This window comes from Fodinibius sediminis (assembly GCF_900182555.1).
GTDB lineage: Bacteria > Bacteroidota > Rhodothermia > Balneolales > Balneolaceae > Fodinibius > Fodinibius sediminis.
Genome location: NZ_FXTH01000004.1, coordinates 36,833 through 53,139 on the forward strand (window position 1 = coordinate 36,833; position 16,307 = coordinate 53,139).

Annotated in this window: 12 protein-coding genes; 7 read left to right on the forward strand and 5 right to left on the reverse strand. The window is 52.3% G+C overall.

Annotated features, from left to right (window positions below):
• Window positions 1–456 precede the first annotated feature (456 nt).
• Entirely contained in the window at window positions 457–1,650 is a 1,194-nt protein-coding gene (locus FN808_RS05460; protein WP_142713551.1) for a phosphoglycerate kinase, read from the reverse strand.
• Between the two features lie 170 nt (window positions 1,651–1,820).
• Between FN808_RS05460 and FN808_RS05465 the strand changes: the two genes are divergently transcribed.
• Complete coding sequence (locus tag FN808_RS05465) at window positions 1,821–3,005, forward strand: cysteine desulfurase family protein (protein ID WP_246068284.1); 1,185 nt, start codon at window positions 1,821–1,823, stop codon at window positions 3,003–3,005.
• 10 nt (window positions 3,006–3,015) lie between these two features.
• On the opposite strand, the gene FN808_RS05470 is transcribed toward FN808_RS05465, so the two are convergent.
• Window positions 3,016–3,492, reverse strand: a complete 477-nt coding sequence (locus FN808_RS05470; RefSeq protein ID WP_142713552.1) for a hypothetical protein — start codon at window positions 3,490–3,492, stop codon at window positions 3,016–3,018.
• Between the two features lie 26 nt (window positions 3,493–3,518).
• Window positions 3,519–5,402 carry an AMP-dependent synthetase/ligase gene (locus FN808_RS05475; RefSeq protein WP_142713553.1) on the reverse strand — a complete coding sequence of 628 codons (1,884 nt, stop codon included), beginning with the start codon at window positions 5,400–5,402 and terminating at the stop codon, window positions 3,519–3,521.
• Window positions 5,403–5,595: 193 nt separating this feature from the next.
• Between FN808_RS05475 and FN808_RS05480 the strand changes: the two genes are divergently transcribed.
• Window positions 5,596–6,105, forward strand: coding sequence for a Fur family transcriptional regulator (locus tag FN808_RS05480; RefSeq protein ID WP_142713554.1), 510 nt, complete (start codon window positions 5,596–5,598; stop codon window positions 6,103–6,105).
• 150 nt (window positions 6,106–6,255) lie between these two features.
• Here FN808_RS05480 and FN808_RS05485 read toward each other — a convergent pair whose 3' ends face one another.
• A complete protein-coding gene (locus tag FN808_RS05485) occupies window positions 6,256–9,549 on the reverse strand; it encodes an amidohydrolase family protein (protein WP_142713555.1) in 3,294 nt (1,097 codons plus the stop codon).
• 1,473 nt (window positions 9,550–11,022) lie between these two features.
• Here FN808_RS05485 and FN808_RS05490 point away from each other — a divergent pair.
• Window positions 11,023–11,241: a hypothetical protein gene (locus tag FN808_RS05490; RefSeq protein ID WP_142713556.1), complete on the forward strand. Its 219-nt coding sequence runs from the start codon at window positions 11,023–11,025 to the stop codon at window positions 11,239–11,241.
• A 307-nt stretch (window positions 11,242–11,548) separates the two neighbouring features.
• Window positions 11,549–12,280, forward strand: a complete 732-nt coding sequence (locus FN808_RS05495) for a porin family protein (protein WP_142713557.1) — start codon at window positions 11,549–11,551, stop codon at window positions 12,278–12,280.
• Window positions 12,281–12,380: 100 nt separating this feature from the next.
• Here FN808_RS05495 and FN808_RS05500 read toward each other — a convergent pair whose 3' ends face one another.
• Window positions 12,381–12,671, reverse strand: coding sequence for an alpha/beta hydrolase (locus tag FN808_RS05500; RefSeq protein WP_142713558.1), 291 nt, complete (start codon window positions 12,669–12,671; stop codon window positions 12,381–12,383).
• 253 nt (window positions 12,672–12,924) lie between these two features.
• Here FN808_RS05500 and FN808_RS05505 point away from each other — a divergent pair, with 253 nt between their 5' ends.
• The 3 genes from FN808_RS05505 to FN808_RS05515 all read left to right on the forward strand — a co-directional run bounded on the left by FN808_RS05505 (window position 12,925) and on the right by FN808_RS05515 (window position 16,171).
• The gene (locus tag FN808_RS05505; RefSeq protein ID WP_142713559.1) at window positions 12,925–13,395 is read left to right on the forward strand and encodes a hypothetical protein; all 471 of its coding nucleotides are present in this window, start codon (window positions 12,925–12,927) and stop codon (window positions 13,393–13,395) included.
• A 119-nt stretch (window positions 13,396–13,514) separates the two neighbouring features.
• Window positions 13,515–14,882 (forward strand): TolC family protein, encoded by a 1,368-nt coding sequence (locus FN808_RS05510; RefSeq protein ID WP_142713560.1) that lies wholly within the window; start codon window positions 13,515–13,517, stop codon window positions 14,880–14,882.
• Between the two features lie 29 nt (window positions 14,883–14,911).
• Window positions 14,912–16,171 (forward strand): efflux RND transporter periplasmic adaptor subunit, encoded by a 1,260-nt coding sequence (locus FN808_RS05515; protein WP_142713561.1) that lies wholly within the window; start codon window positions 14,912–14,914, stop codon window positions 16,169–16,171.
• Window positions 16,172–16,307 lie beyond the last annotated feature (136 nt).

The window sequence follows — 16,307 nt, forward strand, 5'->3', positions numbered from 1 at the left end:
AAGTATTTTGATATACAAGATGAGGTTAAAATGTTAAGCATCTTTGATGTTACGTTTATATATACGTTAAGCTTCGACGGAATGGCTACTTGAAAATTCCCCGTTTTCTAAACTATTTTCACAGCAGTCGGCAAAGCGTCAGAAAGGCTTTGGAGCCGCCGTGACGCCGTCCTCAGTCTTACTTTCCCTGTATTTTGCCTGACTACCCGGGTCATGCACCTTCTAATCCTTCGTTATGCGCGCCGCAATCCAGCCTGTTCTCCATCTCCCATGCTGATTGCAACAGTCTGCTGCTCTGCCTCTTCTGCATGATGTATCGCTCGTTTTCTATCCCTGACATTGACAGCAGACTGCTACAGAAGCAGGAAAACTCTCCCCAATAAAAAATCCCCGGCGCTGCCCGAGCACCGGGGATTGAAATGCATCACTATTTGACCTAAGAACGCTCTTAACAGATTATTTGTCTGTCAGCGCAACGACACCGGGCAGGTCTTTGCCTTCCAGGAACATCAGGCTGGCCCCGCCGCCGGTCGATACGTGCGATACTTGTTCTTCCAGACCGGCCTGTTTGATGGCTGCCGCCGAGTCGCCGCCCCCAATGATGGTGGTGGCTCCCAGCTGGGTGGCCTCCGCCAGGGCCTCGGCTACCGCATTGGTACCATCCGCAAAATTCTCCATCTCGAAAACCCCCATGGGGCCGTTCCAGACAACCGTCCGGGCATTCTTGATAATGTTGCCAAAAGAGATGGCCGACTGCGGACCAATGTCGAGGGCCATCCAGCCGTCTTCAATACCTTCCTCGTCTACAACCTTGTGCTCGGCATCATTCTCAAACGCCCTGGCTACCACGGAATCTACGGGCAGCATGAATTTCACACCCTGTTCGTCCGCTTTCTGCATAAGCTCAGACGCCAGCTCCACTTTTCCATCCTCGACCAGCGAGTCGCCGATGGGCCAGCCTTTGGCTTTGTAAAAAGTGTAAGTCATACCGCCGCCCACGATAATAGTATCCACTTTGCCCAGCAGGTTCTCAATAACGCCGATCTTGTCGGATACCTTGGCCCCGCCCAGTATAGCCACAAAAGGGCGATCCGGGTTGTTGACCGAACCGTCGAGATACTTGATTTCTTTTTCCAGCAGGAAGCCCGAGACAGCCGGCTGCAGGTAGCGGGTCACGCCGGCCACCGAAGAATGAGCCCGGTGGCTGCTCCCAAAGGCATCATTGCAAAACAGGTCGCCGTGGGCCGCAAGCTGCTTGCTGAATTCTTCATCATTGGCCTTCTCGCCCTCGTGGAAACGCACATTCTCCAGCAGGACGATGTCCCCTTCCCCGGCCTCGCTGATCACGAAAGCCGCGGTGTCTCCAATACAATCTTCCGCAAAATTAACGTCGGCATCCACCAGCGTCTTCAGGTGTTCGGCTACAGGCTGCAGACTCAGCGACTTGTCGACAGATCCGCCTGGTCGCCCCAGGTGACTCATCAGCACCAGCTTGCCTCCCTGTTCAATCACATAATTGATGGAGGGCAGGGCCTGCACCATCCGGTTATCGTCGCCGATGGCCCCGTCTTTTATCGGCACGTTGAAATCCACGCGCATAAGCACTGTTTTACCTTCAATATCTACATCCTTCAGCGTCATCTTGTCCATAATTATATACCGTTGCATTAAAATTCGCCTCAAAATACGGTTGTAATATACATTGGTCAATGTAAAATGGATACATTTTTATCCCCCGCCTGCACGGTCTCTCCCGAAACAGCCCGGAGTTGAGGCTGTTTTTCTGTCCTTTTTTGGATATATTTCTACAATGATTTTTAATGACAAAAGAACAAGACATGGAAGCCGTTTATTTCGATCATGCTGCCACAACCCCCCTGGATGAGCGGGTGCTGGAGGCGATGAAGCCATATTTTATCGAGCACTATGGGAATGCCAATTCCGCCCACCAGCGTGGAAACAAAACCAAAGTAGCGGTCGAAGAGGCGCGCGAGACCATTGCCGAACTCATCGGGGCTGAGCCTGCCGAAATTATTTTTACCAGCGGGGGTACCGAAAGCGACAATGCCGCCCTCAAGGGGGTGGTCGGAGCTACGGGCAAGACCGAAATTGTCACCTCTCCCCTGGAACATCATGCGGTCCTCCACACGGCCGAAGCCCTCAAACGCAGCGGGGTTCAGCCGGTCTACGTGGAACCCGATAAGCGCGGTGTCATCACGCCTAAAAAGGTGGCCGAAGCCATTACTGACGATACCGCCCTGGTGTCCCTGATGCATGTCAACAATGAAATCGGCATAATCAACCCGCTGCAAGAGATTGCCGAAGTATGCAAAGCCCATCAGGTGCCCCTTCATTCCGACACCGTACAGAGTATTGGCAAACTGCCGGTAGACGTGGATGACCTCGGCATCGACCTGCTTAGCATGAGCGGCCACAAAATATACGGTCCCAAAGGGATCGGCGTGCTCTATGTGCGCCATGCCACGCCCTGGCTTCCATCCATGCACGGTGGCTCCCAGGAGCGGCGCCGACGGGGTGGAACATTAAATGTACCCGGCATCGTGGGGCTCGCCAGGGCGCTGGAACTGTGCATCGATTCGATGGAAGAGCATACCACTCATTTTAAAAAGCTGCGGCAGCGGCTCATAGAGGATCTGGATGAGAAATTCGGCGATTGCTACCGGATCAACGGCTCCCCGGAACAGGGCGTACCCCATATCGTCAACCTTGCCTTCACCGGCAGCCAGGGAGGTCTTGACGGAGAGATGTTGCTGCTAAACCTGGATGTGGAAGGCATCTGCGTCTCCAACGGCTCCGCCTGTACCTCCGGCGCTGTAGAACCCTCGCATGTGCTCGACGGCATCGGGCTCGACACCGAAACCGCCAACTCCAGCATCCGCATCAGCATGGGCAAGGACAATACGGTCGAAGACATCGACTACCTGGTCGATCAGCTGGACGTGGTAGTCCGCCGCATGACCAAGACCACTCACGCAAGTCCCTGATTTGGGGTCCCTAAAATGGCTTGACCAGTCCCAGAAAGGTATTAATCAGCACCAGCATATACACCAGCAGCGACAGCCGGTAGGCTGCATTCCATTTCCGGGCTGTTTTGTCACTCGGCTGTGTTTCCTCCCTGTTTAATTCCTTTCTGAAGGCCCGGTTTCGCCTGATGGAGAAGCCAATCAATACCAGGATGACGGCAAAAAATGACTGCTTGATGGCCAGCCAGGGATACAACTGCATGTTAAACCAGCCCCATTGCGGTCCGCCGGGCATACCCGCCATCATACTCCCGGAGATCAAGATGCCGATTGCCCCGAGATGCCCCCCCAGGTTCGTTGCCAGACGTTCCCGTTTCATGTAGGTTCGCTTCCTCGACGGCTCACGCTCGCCCCTGACCCGGGAAGCAAAAAACAGGCTCCCCGCAAAGGCTAAGAGCCACAAAAGATAGGAACAGATATGAATCCAGTAGAATGTGGAATACAGCATGCAAAATTTCTTTTTATCACCGGCTCCTACGATTCCCCGTCGTCATAAATATCGTTGATCAGGTAACCGTACTTGTCTTCCACAATACGCCTTTTGACCTTCAGGGTGGGCGTCAGTTCGCCCGTCTCGACCGTAAACTCATTGGGTATCAGCCGAAAATCACGGATCTTCTCGTGGGAGGCCAGCTCGCGCGAGTGACTGCGGATCTCTTGGCGGTAAATCTTCTGCACTTCCTCTTTGCCGATCAGCTCCTCGAAGGAGGAGTAGGCGATATCGTCTTTTTGGGCAAAAGATTCCAGCGCTTCAAAATCCGGGACAATGAGCGCTGCCATGTAGGCCCGGCGTTCCCCCACCATCACCAGCTGTTCAATCCACTTGCTGGTCTTGAACAGGTCTTCGATAGGACCCGGATAAATATTCTTTCCGCCGGCGTTCACAATCATATGCTTGATCCGATCCGTGATCTGCAAGTTGCCTTTTACAAATCGCCCCACATCGCCGGTATGCAGAAAACCCTCCTCATCGATCATCTCGCGGGTGGCCTGGTCATTCTTCCAGTAGCCCTCCATCACATTGGGTCCCTTGCACAAAATCTCGCCCTGTTCGGAATCCAGCTCAGTCGGGTAATCTTCCCCGCTCACTTCGGCAGCAATGCTGCTGTCCTCCAGGCGCTGGATGGCCACCGTCACGCCCGGCAGCACCTTGCCAACTGTCCCCATCCGCTCGTCGCCATAGGTGTTGCAGCATATCACCGGTGAGGTCTCTGTCAGTCCATATCCTTCAATGATATGAAGGCCGGCCGCCATAAAAAATTTCCCAATCTCGGCCGGAAGCGCCGCCCCGCCCGATACAAAGAAGCGGATGCGTCCACCTGTCCGCTCTTTCAGCTTGTCAAAGACGAGTCTGTCTGCCAGCTTTTTCTGCATCGCCACCAGTCCCCGTTCACCGCTGGCATAGCGGTCACCCACCGACTGTGCCCATTCGAAAATTTTCTTTTTTACCGCTGAGCCCTCATCCACGCTCTTGGTAACAAGGTTGTAGATCTTCTCAAACAGGCGCGGCACGCTCATGATGATGGTGGGATGTGCCTCGGTCATATTCTTCGCCACCGTATCCACGCTTTCGGCATAGTAGATTTCCGCCCCGCCCGCCAGCATTGCATAGTAACCCGCAGTCCGTTCAAAAGAGTGACAGAGCGGCAAAAAGGAAAGACAGCGGTCCTCTTCACTGATCTCTATCTGCTGATGAGCGGCCTTGATGTTGCTGACGATATTTCGGTGGGTCAGCATCGCCCCTTTCGGCTTTCCGGTGGTGCCGGAGGTATAGATGAGGGTTGCCAGGTCTTCGGGCTCAACAGCCTTTGTCCGGCGGTGGATCTCCTCACGCTGCCCCGGGTAGGCCTTCAGCCCCTCGGCCATAACTTCATCAAACATCACCACATGCGGATCTTCCAGGTAGCTCTCAATATTGGGTTTGTCGAAAGCGATGACCCGGTGCAGGTATTCACAGTCCCCAAACACCTCCCGCGCCTTCTTCAACTGAATGCCGGTAGACACAAAGAACATCTTCGCCTCTGAATTCTGCAGGATATACTTGCACTGTCCTGCTGGCAGAGAGGTGTAGAGCGATACATTCACGCCCCCGATCAGCTGAAGCGCCAGGTCGAAGACCGCCCACTCATATCGGTTCTCACTGAGGATGGCCACCCGGTCGCCGGCTTCGATGCCATGCTTTACCAGGTAGGCGGCCAGGGCATTCACATCGTCGCCCACCTCACCCCAGGTGATGGTCTCATAATCGGCATCCGTGGACGGTTTACGGGCAAAGGCTGTTTTGGCGCTCCCCTCGTATTTCTTCTTCAGATTCAGAAATAGTTCCGTCAGCGTCTCAAAGGCTACAACAGTTGGCATAAGCAGCTACCTTCCCATTCATTTCATTGCGATTTAGCGTGTTCTTTGCTTCTCCTGCATAGGGAACACAGACCGAATATAACATTCTGAAAGGAAAGTTCAGCACATTTGCCCGTATAGGTACCAACGCCGGTCCACGATCGTTTTTTATAAGCAGCACCAATTCCTTATATTAAAAGAAAAATTTACTCACATGGCTCATCCAGCAAAAGAAGAAACTATTGACCTGGTAAAGGAGATTTTCAGCTCCTACCTGAAGGAACATAACCAGCGGCAGACACCGGAACGGTTTATGGTGCTCGGGGAAATCTATCGTGCCGACGGGCATTTTGATGCCGACGACATCTTCTTCAACATGAAGAACGCCGGCACCCGCGTATCCCGCGCCACTGTTTACAATACCCTGGACCTGCTCGTGGAGTGCGGTCTGGTACAGCGCCAGCAGTTCGGTGAAAACCAGTATTACTACGAACGCGCCTACGCCTACCAGCAGCACGACCACATCATCTGCAAAGAGTGCGGGGCCGTCATCGAATTCTGTGACCCGCGGATCCAGGAGATCAAGACGATGATGGAGAAGATCCATGATTTCAATATTTCAGGCCATTCCCTGCATTTTTTCGGGGCCTGCGAGGATATTGAAAACTGCAGTCGTCGTGAAGAGATCAAGGACAAGCGAAAGGCCAAAGCCAAAAAGAAGTAAGCCGGAGGGACCGGGCCCTGAGCCAGGCATCCCTTCCTGATCAGCCTTTCTCCCCCCCTGTCACTTCATCCCATAGAAAATAATGCGGCACCAGGCTGGCACTATCTCCTTTCCTTTCTTTTTCCGCTGCAACGGCCCGGCCGCGCGGACCTACTCCGCCAGGTAGGCCGGCTGATAGCCGCAGCTGCACTGGATGAGGCTGTGCCCGTCGGTCTGCGCGTGCCACTCGAACTGTGCCGGGTATCCCTCCTCTTCCCACCAGAACGGCTGCCGCTCCTGCTGCACCGGGGCCACCTGATTCATCGTGGCAGAGTCATACAGCCTTCCGTTGATCATGGTGTGAGTCACCTGTTCGGTCACCCGGATATCCTCCAGCGGATTACCATCGATCACGATCAAGTCGGCCAGTTTGCCCTCCTCGATCGACCCGAGAGCGTGATCCATGCCCAGGTACCGCGCACCGTTGATGGTGGCCACCTTCAGCGCCTCCAGTTCCGTCATGCCACCCTGATGCATCATCCACAGCTCCCAGTGGGCCCCAAGCCCCTGCAGCTGCCCGTGCGCCCCGAGATTCACATTCACACCCTCCCGAAGCAGGTTTTTGGCTGTGGCAGCACTCAGGATATGTCCGTTTTCATACTCTTCCTGCGGAATCATTTTGCGATGTCGCGACCGTGAATCCACGATACTGCGCGGGGTGAACGTGAGCAGTCGTTCCTTTTCCCATACCTTTGTATTCTGATACCAGTAGTACTCCCCGCTAACACTGCCGTAGTTCACTACCAGCGTAGGCGTGTAGCCCGTGCCGCTGTTGCTCCACAGCTCCTTTACATCCTTGTATACCGGGAAGATGGGGATGTTATGCTCAATGCCCGTATGCCCGTCCATGATCATGCTCACGTTGTGAGTGAAGGTGGAGCCCCCTTCCGGCATCACCATCACCTCCAACTCGCGTGCCGCCTTGATCACCTGCTGGCGCTGGTTGCGCCGCGGCTGGTTGTAGCTCTTCACCGAGAAGGCGCCAAACGCCTTGGTGCGCTCTATGGCCGACCGAGCGTCCTCATAATCATTGATAACAGCCTTGATCTCGCCCTCGGCCCCGTAGAGAATACGGCCTGTGGAGAAGATGCGCGGCCCCACCATGTGCCCCGCCTTCACGGCTTCGGAATGCGAAAACACCATCTCCGTATTGGATGAGGGATCGTGTGCGGTGGTCACCCCGTAGGCAAGATTGGCAAAGTACTCCCACTGCTGCTGGGGACTCAATCCCTCCCGGAAGTTGCCTATATGGGCATGCACATCCACAATTCCGGGCATCACGGTCTTGCCTTCCACATCAATGACCCTGGCACCGGCAGGCACATCAACCTCGTCCGCCGGACCCACGGCTTCAATGCGGTTTTCACGAACCACCACGGTGCCGTTCTCTATGACGCGCTCCCCGTCCACGGTGATAATGCGCCCGTTGGTCAGCGCGATGGTGCCCTCCGGCTTGTCGTGGGTCAACTCGAGGCCGATATCCAGGCCGTTTTTGGCATCCAGGGGCAGCTCCTTATCCGCCTCACCGGCCAGGAAATCGAAGGCCTCCTGCAGTTCCACGGAAAAATATTCCTGCCCCAGCGTCCAGTGCAGATTCCGCCCGTCGTCGGACCAGTGCAGGTTGATGCCTGCATCCTCGGCCACCTGTGCCACGGGAATGGCCTTCGTACTGGCACTCAGATCGATGCCGGTACCCGCCCGGGGCATGGGCGCTATGTACACTTTGAACAGATGGTTGAAAGCCACCCACTTGTTATCAGGACTGGGTACAAAGTTGTTTCCGTACTTGGAGGTAAAGTGCACGCGCTTGTCGTTACCGGAGCGGTCCACGCTCTCGTAGGAATTGTCCAGGTAGCTGCCGCCCAAGTAGAAAATACGGCTGCCGTCGGCACTGAACAGCGGCTTCGTTCCATGGTCAATCAGACGCTCCCCCTCTCCACCCGAAGCCGGCATGGTGTAGATGCCCGACCGGGTGGTATAGGCAAAGCCCATCTGGTTGTTGCCGTCCCCGCGCCGGTACACAATCGTACTTCCATCCGGCGAATAGGAAGGATTGCGGTAGATCCCCTTGCGGGTCGTGATCGTCTGGGGCGCGGCCCCGGGACGCTCCATATCCAGTGTCTTGATGGCCCCGAGTTCGGTATCGCTCCAGCTCACGTAGACAAGGGTGCTGCCGTCAGGCGAGAAGGCCGGCTCAAATTCAAAATTCTGCTCTTCGGTCAGGCGCTCCGCCTCCCCGCCGGGCAGCTCCTTCTTCCAAAGGTAGCCCGCAGCGTTGAATACCATGTAATCCCCTCCGGGGGCGGTTACCGCGTGCCGGATCGCCCTGGCGGTAAAGGTGTCGGGTGCGGGATTCTGCCTGAAGCGCAGCGCCTTGTAAATCTTCTGCTGTATCTCCGCCTCAAAAGGAATCACTTCCGTTTCCCGGGAGACCACATTCAGCTTGTGAATCTTCCCTTCGGACCAGAACACCAGATGCCGGCTGTCAGGTGTCCAGTCAAGGTTGGTATACGGCCCGAAGATCGCCCATGCCTCCTGCTGGTCTTTGCTGAGCTCATCGTAGACAGGCCGTTCGATGCCGGATTCCAGGTCCCGGATGTAAAGCACGCTCTTGGTTCGCACCCGCCTGATAAAGGCCATCTTCGTACCGTCTGGCGAGAGCGTGGGACTGATGGCGCCGCCGGGTCCGCCCGTGATGCGTTTGATTTCTCCCGTTTCGCGATCGTAGCGGTTGATAACATAGATCTGGCTGTTGGGATCCTTGTTGTACTGGAAGTAGCCTCCCGGATAGACACTCTGGCTGTAGTAGATGTACCGGCCGTCTGGCGACACATACGGCTGCCCCAAATCCTGCTGCTTATTGGCTTTCTCCACCAGCTGAATGCCCGATCCACCCGACCGGTGATACATCCAGAGCTCCCCGGCTCCCAGCGAACGCGTGGACGTATAGTGCTTGCGTGCGATCAGGTAATCTCCGCTGGGTGCCCAAACAGCATTATTTAATAGTCGGAATTCTTCGTCGGTTACCTGGTGGGCACCGGTTCCGTCGGCATTCATCACCCAGATGTTGTCCCCACCCCCGGCATCGCTCGTGAAGGAGATCCGGCGGCCGTCGGGACTGAAACGCGGCTGCACCTCGTAGGCCAGGTTCTCGCGCAGCACCCGGGCTTCCCCGCCCGCGGCCGGCATAATATAGATGTCGCCCAGCAGGTCGAAGACGATCTGACTGCCGTCGGGACTTACATCCAGGTTCATCCAGGTGCCCTCGGTGGTGCTAAAATTTATTTCCTTGTGGGGCCCGCCCGGATTGTTGACATCCCACTCCTTATCCCTGTCATTCTGGTCCTGTGCCTGGACGGTAATGCTTAACAGGGTAATAAGTAAAAGTGAACACAATTTCTTCATAATCGGGTAATTTGGTTTTGGGAATATTCATTTCACGCCTTGTGTGGTTAAAACGGAAAGCAAAATTCCAGCATCTGAAGTTCAATCTTCCTAGATTCTCTTCTCCTAGAGGGGCTTTTGCATCTGCCTCCAACATTAATAAAGGCGTTCCTCTCCCGATAGTTTTCGGGACAAGCTCTGGCGAAGAGAAACAGGTGGTTGATTCATGATTCAATTCAAATCATTTTTAAACAGGATGATTTCTTCTCCTTCCCCGCAACACGTTAGTATCACATGTAATAAGTAACTGCGCTAAAGCTAAGAAAATAACGACTGTCTTGTAGCCGTTTTGCAATTTTTAAAAATCTTGTTTTATGCTGGCGGCGTTGCAGACATCTTTCCTGTCCTCAATTTAGCAGATCAGCATTTTCTTTCCCTTTGGCTTGTCGCTACGAAACCCCGGAACCAGTAAATCAGGGCTCGTAAAAGCTCACCCGATTATTCGGGATAACTCCTCGGTGCTGATGACTGTATCAACGCTGATCAAGACTTGCCGCCCGCCCCTTGTCAGACAGAAATTCTTCCGGTGGGTTTTGTCGCTTTTATTACAGAATAATCCAGGTTTAGTAAAAAATATGGACCATATATTTCCACGCCTCATCCGCTTGGGCCGGCTGTTGGGGGAACCTTGATTCACAACCTATAACCTTTAACATATAACCTGTAACAACGTGGGCTTTCAACTCGAAATAACTTCCTGCCTTATGGGGACACAGAGCGTCCGCTCTGTTCATCCGCGGCGCAACTGAACGGAGATAGGAGTGGCATTTAAATGAAAATATTACTTGGTACCAATGCTCTGCGTTGGTACCCGCACTACGCTCCGCGTACCTTCATAAGCCCCTTTTAAATGTAGACCACTTTTGGATGGCCAAAAGTGGAACAAAAACCACCGGCTGAACCTGCTTCGGCGCCCGGGACCGCTCGCTGCGGAAATAAATGCAGATGTTGTTTTTTCTATAGCTTCAACACATCAGTTGCTCTGGAACACTTACTGCTTTTGTCACTGCTTTCTCCATTTATTTCTTTTTCGCAGCTCCCGCTCCCTTTCCACACCTCACCAGCTTAGGCCGGCTGGTTGGGGGACTTTAATTCACAACCTTTAACCTTCAACAGACATTTATCCATATGGGGCTTATCATTTCAAATAAGGTGTAAGCAAGGGCTTGGGGAAGAGCCGGGAAATACTATTGAGCATAAATACTCATGTGGAAAAGCTATCCCCGACCGAAAAGCTTTAACCATCACAATATCTTGTTCTTCCCCAACACTTTTTTTCGTCCCAGCTTGCTGGCCCCAAGCATTCGAAATGCATGGTTCAGCTTCAACAGTCAGGAATGCAGGCTGAGTACAAGGTAGTTATACCGCCGCCTGTATCAACATAATAGTCAATGCAATTTTTATGAGTGTATCTATGAAAAAAGGGAATGATCTATGCGGCAACTTAAGTTTATTTTTCTGATAATAACTATTACAATCTTAAATGCTTGTTCAATTATAGGTAGCGACTCAAATTCATCTAAAATTGCAGGTAAATGGCAGTGGTTTCGTACTGCTGGCGGATTTACAGGTCAAACAATCACCCCTGATTCAGCAGATATTAACCATCGGTATCTAATTTTACCTTTTCCTTTTATCATGCAGATACGTTAGCGAAATCAGGTAGCTATTCGTTTAGTAAAAGAGGGGCAAGACTATGATTGCTATGAAACCGGAAACACAAATTTCTTTTTTGATCAACATGTCCAATTTCAAGGGAGTGATACTCTGATATTAGCCGATGAGTGTTACGACTGTTATATTAATTACTATGTCCGAACTAAATAGATTTTAGCGGCATAATATACTTATTAAAAGTCTCTTACATACAGAGGGGATTATGCTCCAATCATACTACTTTATTCTTAGATGGAGGTTCAGGATGTGGCATAAAAAAAACTTAATTCGGCCATTAGTGTTTATGGTGCTATTATGTACGGCAGCACCGGCTATTTTAGCGCAAGACGTTTCAAAATTTGTAGTTGATCTTGAGTCAGGACCGGTATGGCAGAGCCGTAATGATGTACAGATTCCAAATACCGAGGCAGGTACGAGGTTTTCGCTGGTCGATCTTGCCGGAGAGGGTCCCAGTCCGGCCGTACGGCTGTATCTTACATGGAATATAAGCGAACGACACAGTTTGCGCAGCCTGCTTGCACCACTCGCTTATACCAAAACGGGTTCATTTTCAAGTCAAGTGGACTTCGCGGGTGAATCCTATCTGCCCGGAGATCCGGTTGATGCCACCTACAAGTTCAATTCCTGGAGGCTTGGCTACCGCTATCGCTTTCTGGACAATGAGCGGTTGAAACTGTCGGTCGGCTTCACAGCAAAAATCCGCGATGCAAAGATCAAGCTGACACAGGGAAGTACAACCAGTGAAAAAACGGATGTAGGGTTTGTACCCCTTATTTACCTCGGAAATGACTGGCGATTCGCCAAACAATGGCATCTGTTGTTTGACTTTGAGGGGCTGGCCGGTGGACCGGGACGTGCGTTTGATGTTGCTCTCAAGTTGTATTACGCAATCAATGACCGCTGGGGGGGCCTGAGCGCCGGTTACCGAACTCTTGAGGGCGGTGCTGACGTCGAGTCGGTTTATAACTTCGCTTGGCTGCACTACGCACTGATATCGGGCACCTATCGATTCTGAATTAGATTACTCTAACCAACCACCGATCCTAGCATGCAAGAGGTTACGAAAAGGAATAAAAGGAACCCGCCAACAGCAGCATGGCCGTATTTGACGTTGTTTATTTGCTATGAACTCTGTTCAACTGCCTGATAATAGCATCAACCATAATTTCCTGCTGTCTTTTGCGCGGGATGTCGGCCGGTCCATCCCCTATTTGATAACCGTAATAGGAAATTTGACGGTAATTTCCACCGGCAATTCTAACACAATGCGTATTAGCTGTAAGGTTTACAGCAAACTGGTATATTTCCTTTTTACTGGCCAGCCCATCATTGGAACCATAAATCCTTGTCACTTCAATATCCAGGTCAGAAAGGCCCAGCTCCCTGGGATGTGACCGTTCCCACAAGCATCAATCCCCCGGGAGCATTACTGTGCTGATAGATAAATACAGAAGCAAGCTTTCCACCCCTCACCCGCTTAGGCCGGCCATTGGGGGGAGTTGTGTCACAACGTTCAACCTTTAGAACACAAAACCCACAGAATAGATAACCGCCTGCTCCCCCCAACCTTGATCTAGTCTCAGCTCCAATACTCCCTGATTTTCATTAATCCTTACATTTCCTATATTCCAAGTCTATAATTGCGAATGGAATAACCCGATGCGGCATCTTCGATCCACATACCGGCAAGGCATCCAGCGGCTCACGGTGCTGTTACTGTTGCTCTTCGGACTTCACTTCCTGAGCGTCCATGGCTTTGCCAGTGCCCTGGTGCTCTGTTTTGAAGATAACGGCCAGATTAACATTGAATCCGAGGCAGGCGCCCTTTTCAGCATCCCTTCGGAGGATACGCTTCATGCCAACACGGAGCACGACCACGCGGAGCCGACCTTTGATTCCGCGAGTGGCGGCCACCACGATGTGAATCTCTCAGTCATCTGTTCCAAGGAGCAGCAAACCACTCGTTTTGACCAAGAGAACATGCTCCAATTTCTTGACGGCATTCTCAATAGCAGGGTCGAAGACCTCCCGCCTTCACGGGTCTTTCAATTTGTCTCCTACACGCCTCCCTTGATTGAGGATACGATTACAGCTTCGCTCAAAACGGTTGTTCGCATCCTCTACAACTAAGTAGTTCCAGCCCTTTCCATATCGCTATTTCACTTGCAAGTAATGTAATCAGGTAAGGAACAGTTATATCCTGCCGGTTCTGCTTGCCCCTCTATAACAGCAAAAATTGGCTGGAATACATGAAATTATTCAGAACCTTGCTGGCCCTCGGCATGCTCGTGCTTGCTGCCGGTTGCGCCACAGAAGAAACCCTTATCGAACCACCTTCAGAAAGCACACTGGGAGAACAAACCTATGAGGCCTCTCCCGCACTAAATCAGAATCTATCTCAACAGGATACGGCATCCCGGGTCACTATTTCAGATACACTGACCTTTTCGGATGCGCTGTCCAAAGCCCTGCTCGAAAATCCCCGGCTGCAAAGCTACGGCTGGCAGGTGCGCGTCAAGGAAGCCGAACGCATTCAGGCTTCCCTGCTTCCGAATCCAACGCTTAACAGCGAAATGGAAAACTTTGGCGGGACGGGTCCCTTTGAAGGCTACGACGCCAGAGAAGTGACCGTCAAATTGGGACAGAAAATCCTGCTGGGCGCTGATCGTCTCAAGCGAAAGCGATTGGCCGGTGCCACCAAAGAACTAGCTGGATGGGACTATGAAGCCCAACGGCTGGACGTGCTAACCGGCGTTACCAAAGCTTATATATCAGCGCTGGAAGCTCAGCGCCAGTGGCAGCAGCAAAAAGAGCTGGTTGATGTGGCGCAAAACCTGTACAACTCTATCTCTGCCCAGGTGAAGGCCGGTAAAGTCTCCAAACTGGCACAGACCAAAGCACAGGTTGAGCTTTCCCGCGCAAAAATTGATCTGGAAAATGCCCGCAACCAATGGGCGTCTGCTCGTAGCTCGCTGGCTGCCTATTGGGGAAGCGATCAACCCCAGTTCAAGCAATTAAAAGGTCAGCTGAGTATGCCTTCGGTCATCCCCGAGTACGCCAAGGTGCAAACCTATATCCAGCGAAATCCAGATGTGGCGCGTTGGGCTGCCGAATTGCAGCAGCGCGAATCGGCCCTTGATCTTGAACAGGCAAAAGGCATTCCCGACCTCACCGTGAGCGGCGGATACAAACGCGCGGAGGATGTAGGCGCCAGTGCCGCCATTGTAGGCATTTCTATTCCGCTGCCGTTCTTTGATCGCAATCAGGGGAATATCAAGGCAGCTAAGTATGAGCTCAGTCGTGTGAAAACCCAACGGGAAGCGGCCGTTTCCCAAACCTACAAGGACCTGCAAACGGCATACAATAAGCTCGATGCAGCTACTCATGAAGTCAATCAGCTGCAAGAGCAGGTATTGCCCGGCGCCAAGACGGCTTTTGAAGCGGCCCAAATCGGTTACCGGCAGGGTAAGTTTGATTACCTGGAAGTGCTGGATGCCCAGCGTACGCTGTTTTCGACGCGCACCCGCTATATCCAGGCCCTGGCCGAATACAACCGGGCCGTAGCCGAAGTCGAACGACTCATCGGCACGCCCCTCTCTGAAATTTCAGAAAACTAATTTTTTGAACGAATATGGAATCACCAGTCATGAAGAATCTAACAATCTTAACACTTACCGGACTTCTATTAGGAAGTTTTTTGACAGGCTGTGGACCTGAATCAGCTTCCCAAGCCAACACGCAAACCGAACAGCATCAACCCGAATCACAACACAGCGAAGAAACCGAGCAGCATACCGAGGAAGCTGGACAACACAATGAAGAAGCCGGACAGCATGCCCGTGAAGTGCATCTGACCGAGAAGCAAGAAAATAACCTGGGTATCAAGGTGGAAACGCTGTCTGAAGGAAATGCCTCCTCGACTATTTCACGTCCGGCCAGCGTCGGATATGATCTGGATCAAATTGCAAAAGTTGGTCCCCGTATCGAAGCCAAGGTTGTGAGAGTGATAAAAGACTTGGGAGAACAGGTCAGAATAGACGAACCGATTGCACTCATGAGCAGCGTGGGCTTGGGGAAAGCCAAAGCCGAATATATTCGGCTGAAAACCGAGCTAAAAGCGGAAAAGGCACATTATGAACGCGAAAAATCTCTTTACGAACAGGAGATATCGAGTCGTGCCGAAAAATTGCAAGCCGAAGCCCACTACCAGGAAGCAAAGGCTGCTTATAATGCGGCAGCCGAATCGCTGCGTCTTTATAGTCTAAGTAAAAAAGATGTTCAAAATATCGAAGCAGGCAGCGATAAACCCTTATCCCATTTCTACCTGACGAGTCCCCTCAATGGGGTAATCCAGGAGCGGGATATTTCGCCCGGACAAACCATTAGTCCCAGTGAGACGCCCATCCACGTAGCCAACCTCTCCAAAATGTGGGTAATGATTGATGCCTACGAGCAGGATATCCGGTATCTGGAGAAAGGACAAAGCGTAAGCCTTTCGGTTCGAAGCATACCCCGGGAAACCTTTGAGGGAAAAACAGACTGGGTCTCTTATAGCCTGGAAAAGAAGACGCGCACCATGCCGGTTCGAGCGGTTGTTGAAAACCCGAACCGGAAGCTACGAGCCGGAATGTTCGGTACCGCTCGCATATCAACTGGAAAAAAACCCAACGTTGCGATGATTCCCATTGACGCCGTTCAGACTATCGAGGATGAACAGGTGGTCTTTGTGCCCGGCAAAGAGGATGGCAGCTATAAGCCGGTTGAAGTGATGCTGGGCAGTGAGAATGAGGGCTATGTAGAAATTGCCTCGGGCCTGAAACCCGGCCAACAAGCCGTTATTGCCGGAGCCTTTGATCTGAAGTCGGCTCTTACCGCTCAGGGTCGTAGCGCATCCCACGGACATTAAGGTACTTACTATAACACTCCTGAGCACTGCTAGAAATTCATATGCAACTGTAATTAGATTCTATCAATCACCTGACCTCCTTCTCCAAGGAGGAACGCTAAGGCTAAATAAACCGGCCCTTCAAGCACTTAAGTCT

What these genes read in the sequence shown, in the direction of transcription:
- FN808_RS05505 (WP_142713559.1), top strand. Translation starts at nt 12,925, where the DNA reads ATGCGGCATCTTCGATCCACATACCGGCAAGGCATCCAGCGGCTCACG.
- FN808_RS05480 (WP_142713554.1), top strand. Translation starts at nt 5,596, where the DNA reads ATGGCTCATCCAGCAAAAGAAGAAACTATTGACCTGGTAAAGGAGATT.
- FN808_RS05460 (WP_142713551.1), bottom strand. Translation starts at nt 1,650, where the DNA reads ATGGACAAGATGACGCTGAAGGATGTAGATATTGAAGGTAAAACAGTG.
- FN808_RS05510 (WP_142713560.1), top strand. Translation starts at nt 13,515, where the DNA reads ATGAAATTATTCAGAACCTTGCTGGCCCTCGGCATGCTCGTGCTTGCT.
- FN808_RS05490 (WP_142713556.1), top strand. Translation starts at nt 11,023, where the DNA reads ATGCGGCAACTTAAGTTTATTTTTCTGATAATAACTATTACAATCTTA.
- FN808_RS05475 (WP_142713553.1), bottom strand. Translation starts at nt 5,402, where the DNA reads ATGCCAACTGTTGTAGCCTTTGAGACGCTGACGGAACTATTTCTGAAT.
- FN808_RS05485 (WP_142713555.1), bottom strand. Translation starts at nt 9,549, where the DNA reads ATGAAGAAATTGTGTTCACTTTTACTTATTACCCTGTTAAGCATTACC.
- FN808_RS05515 (WP_142713561.1), top strand. Translation starts at nt 14,912, where the DNA reads ATGAAGAATCTAACAATCTTAACACTTACCGGACTTCTATTAGGAAGT.
- FN808_RS05495 (WP_142713557.1), top strand. Translation starts at nt 11,549, where the DNA reads ATGGTGCTATTATGTACGGCAGCACCGGCTATTTTAGCGCAAGACGTT.
- FN808_RS05465 (WP_246068284.1), top strand. Translation starts at nt 1,821, where the DNA reads ATGACAAAAGAACAAGACATGGAAGCCGTTTATTTCGATCATGCTGCC.
- FN808_RS05470 (WP_142713552.1), bottom strand. Translation starts at nt 3,492, where the DNA reads ATGCTGTATTCCACATTCTACTGGATTCATATCTGTTCCTATCTTTTG.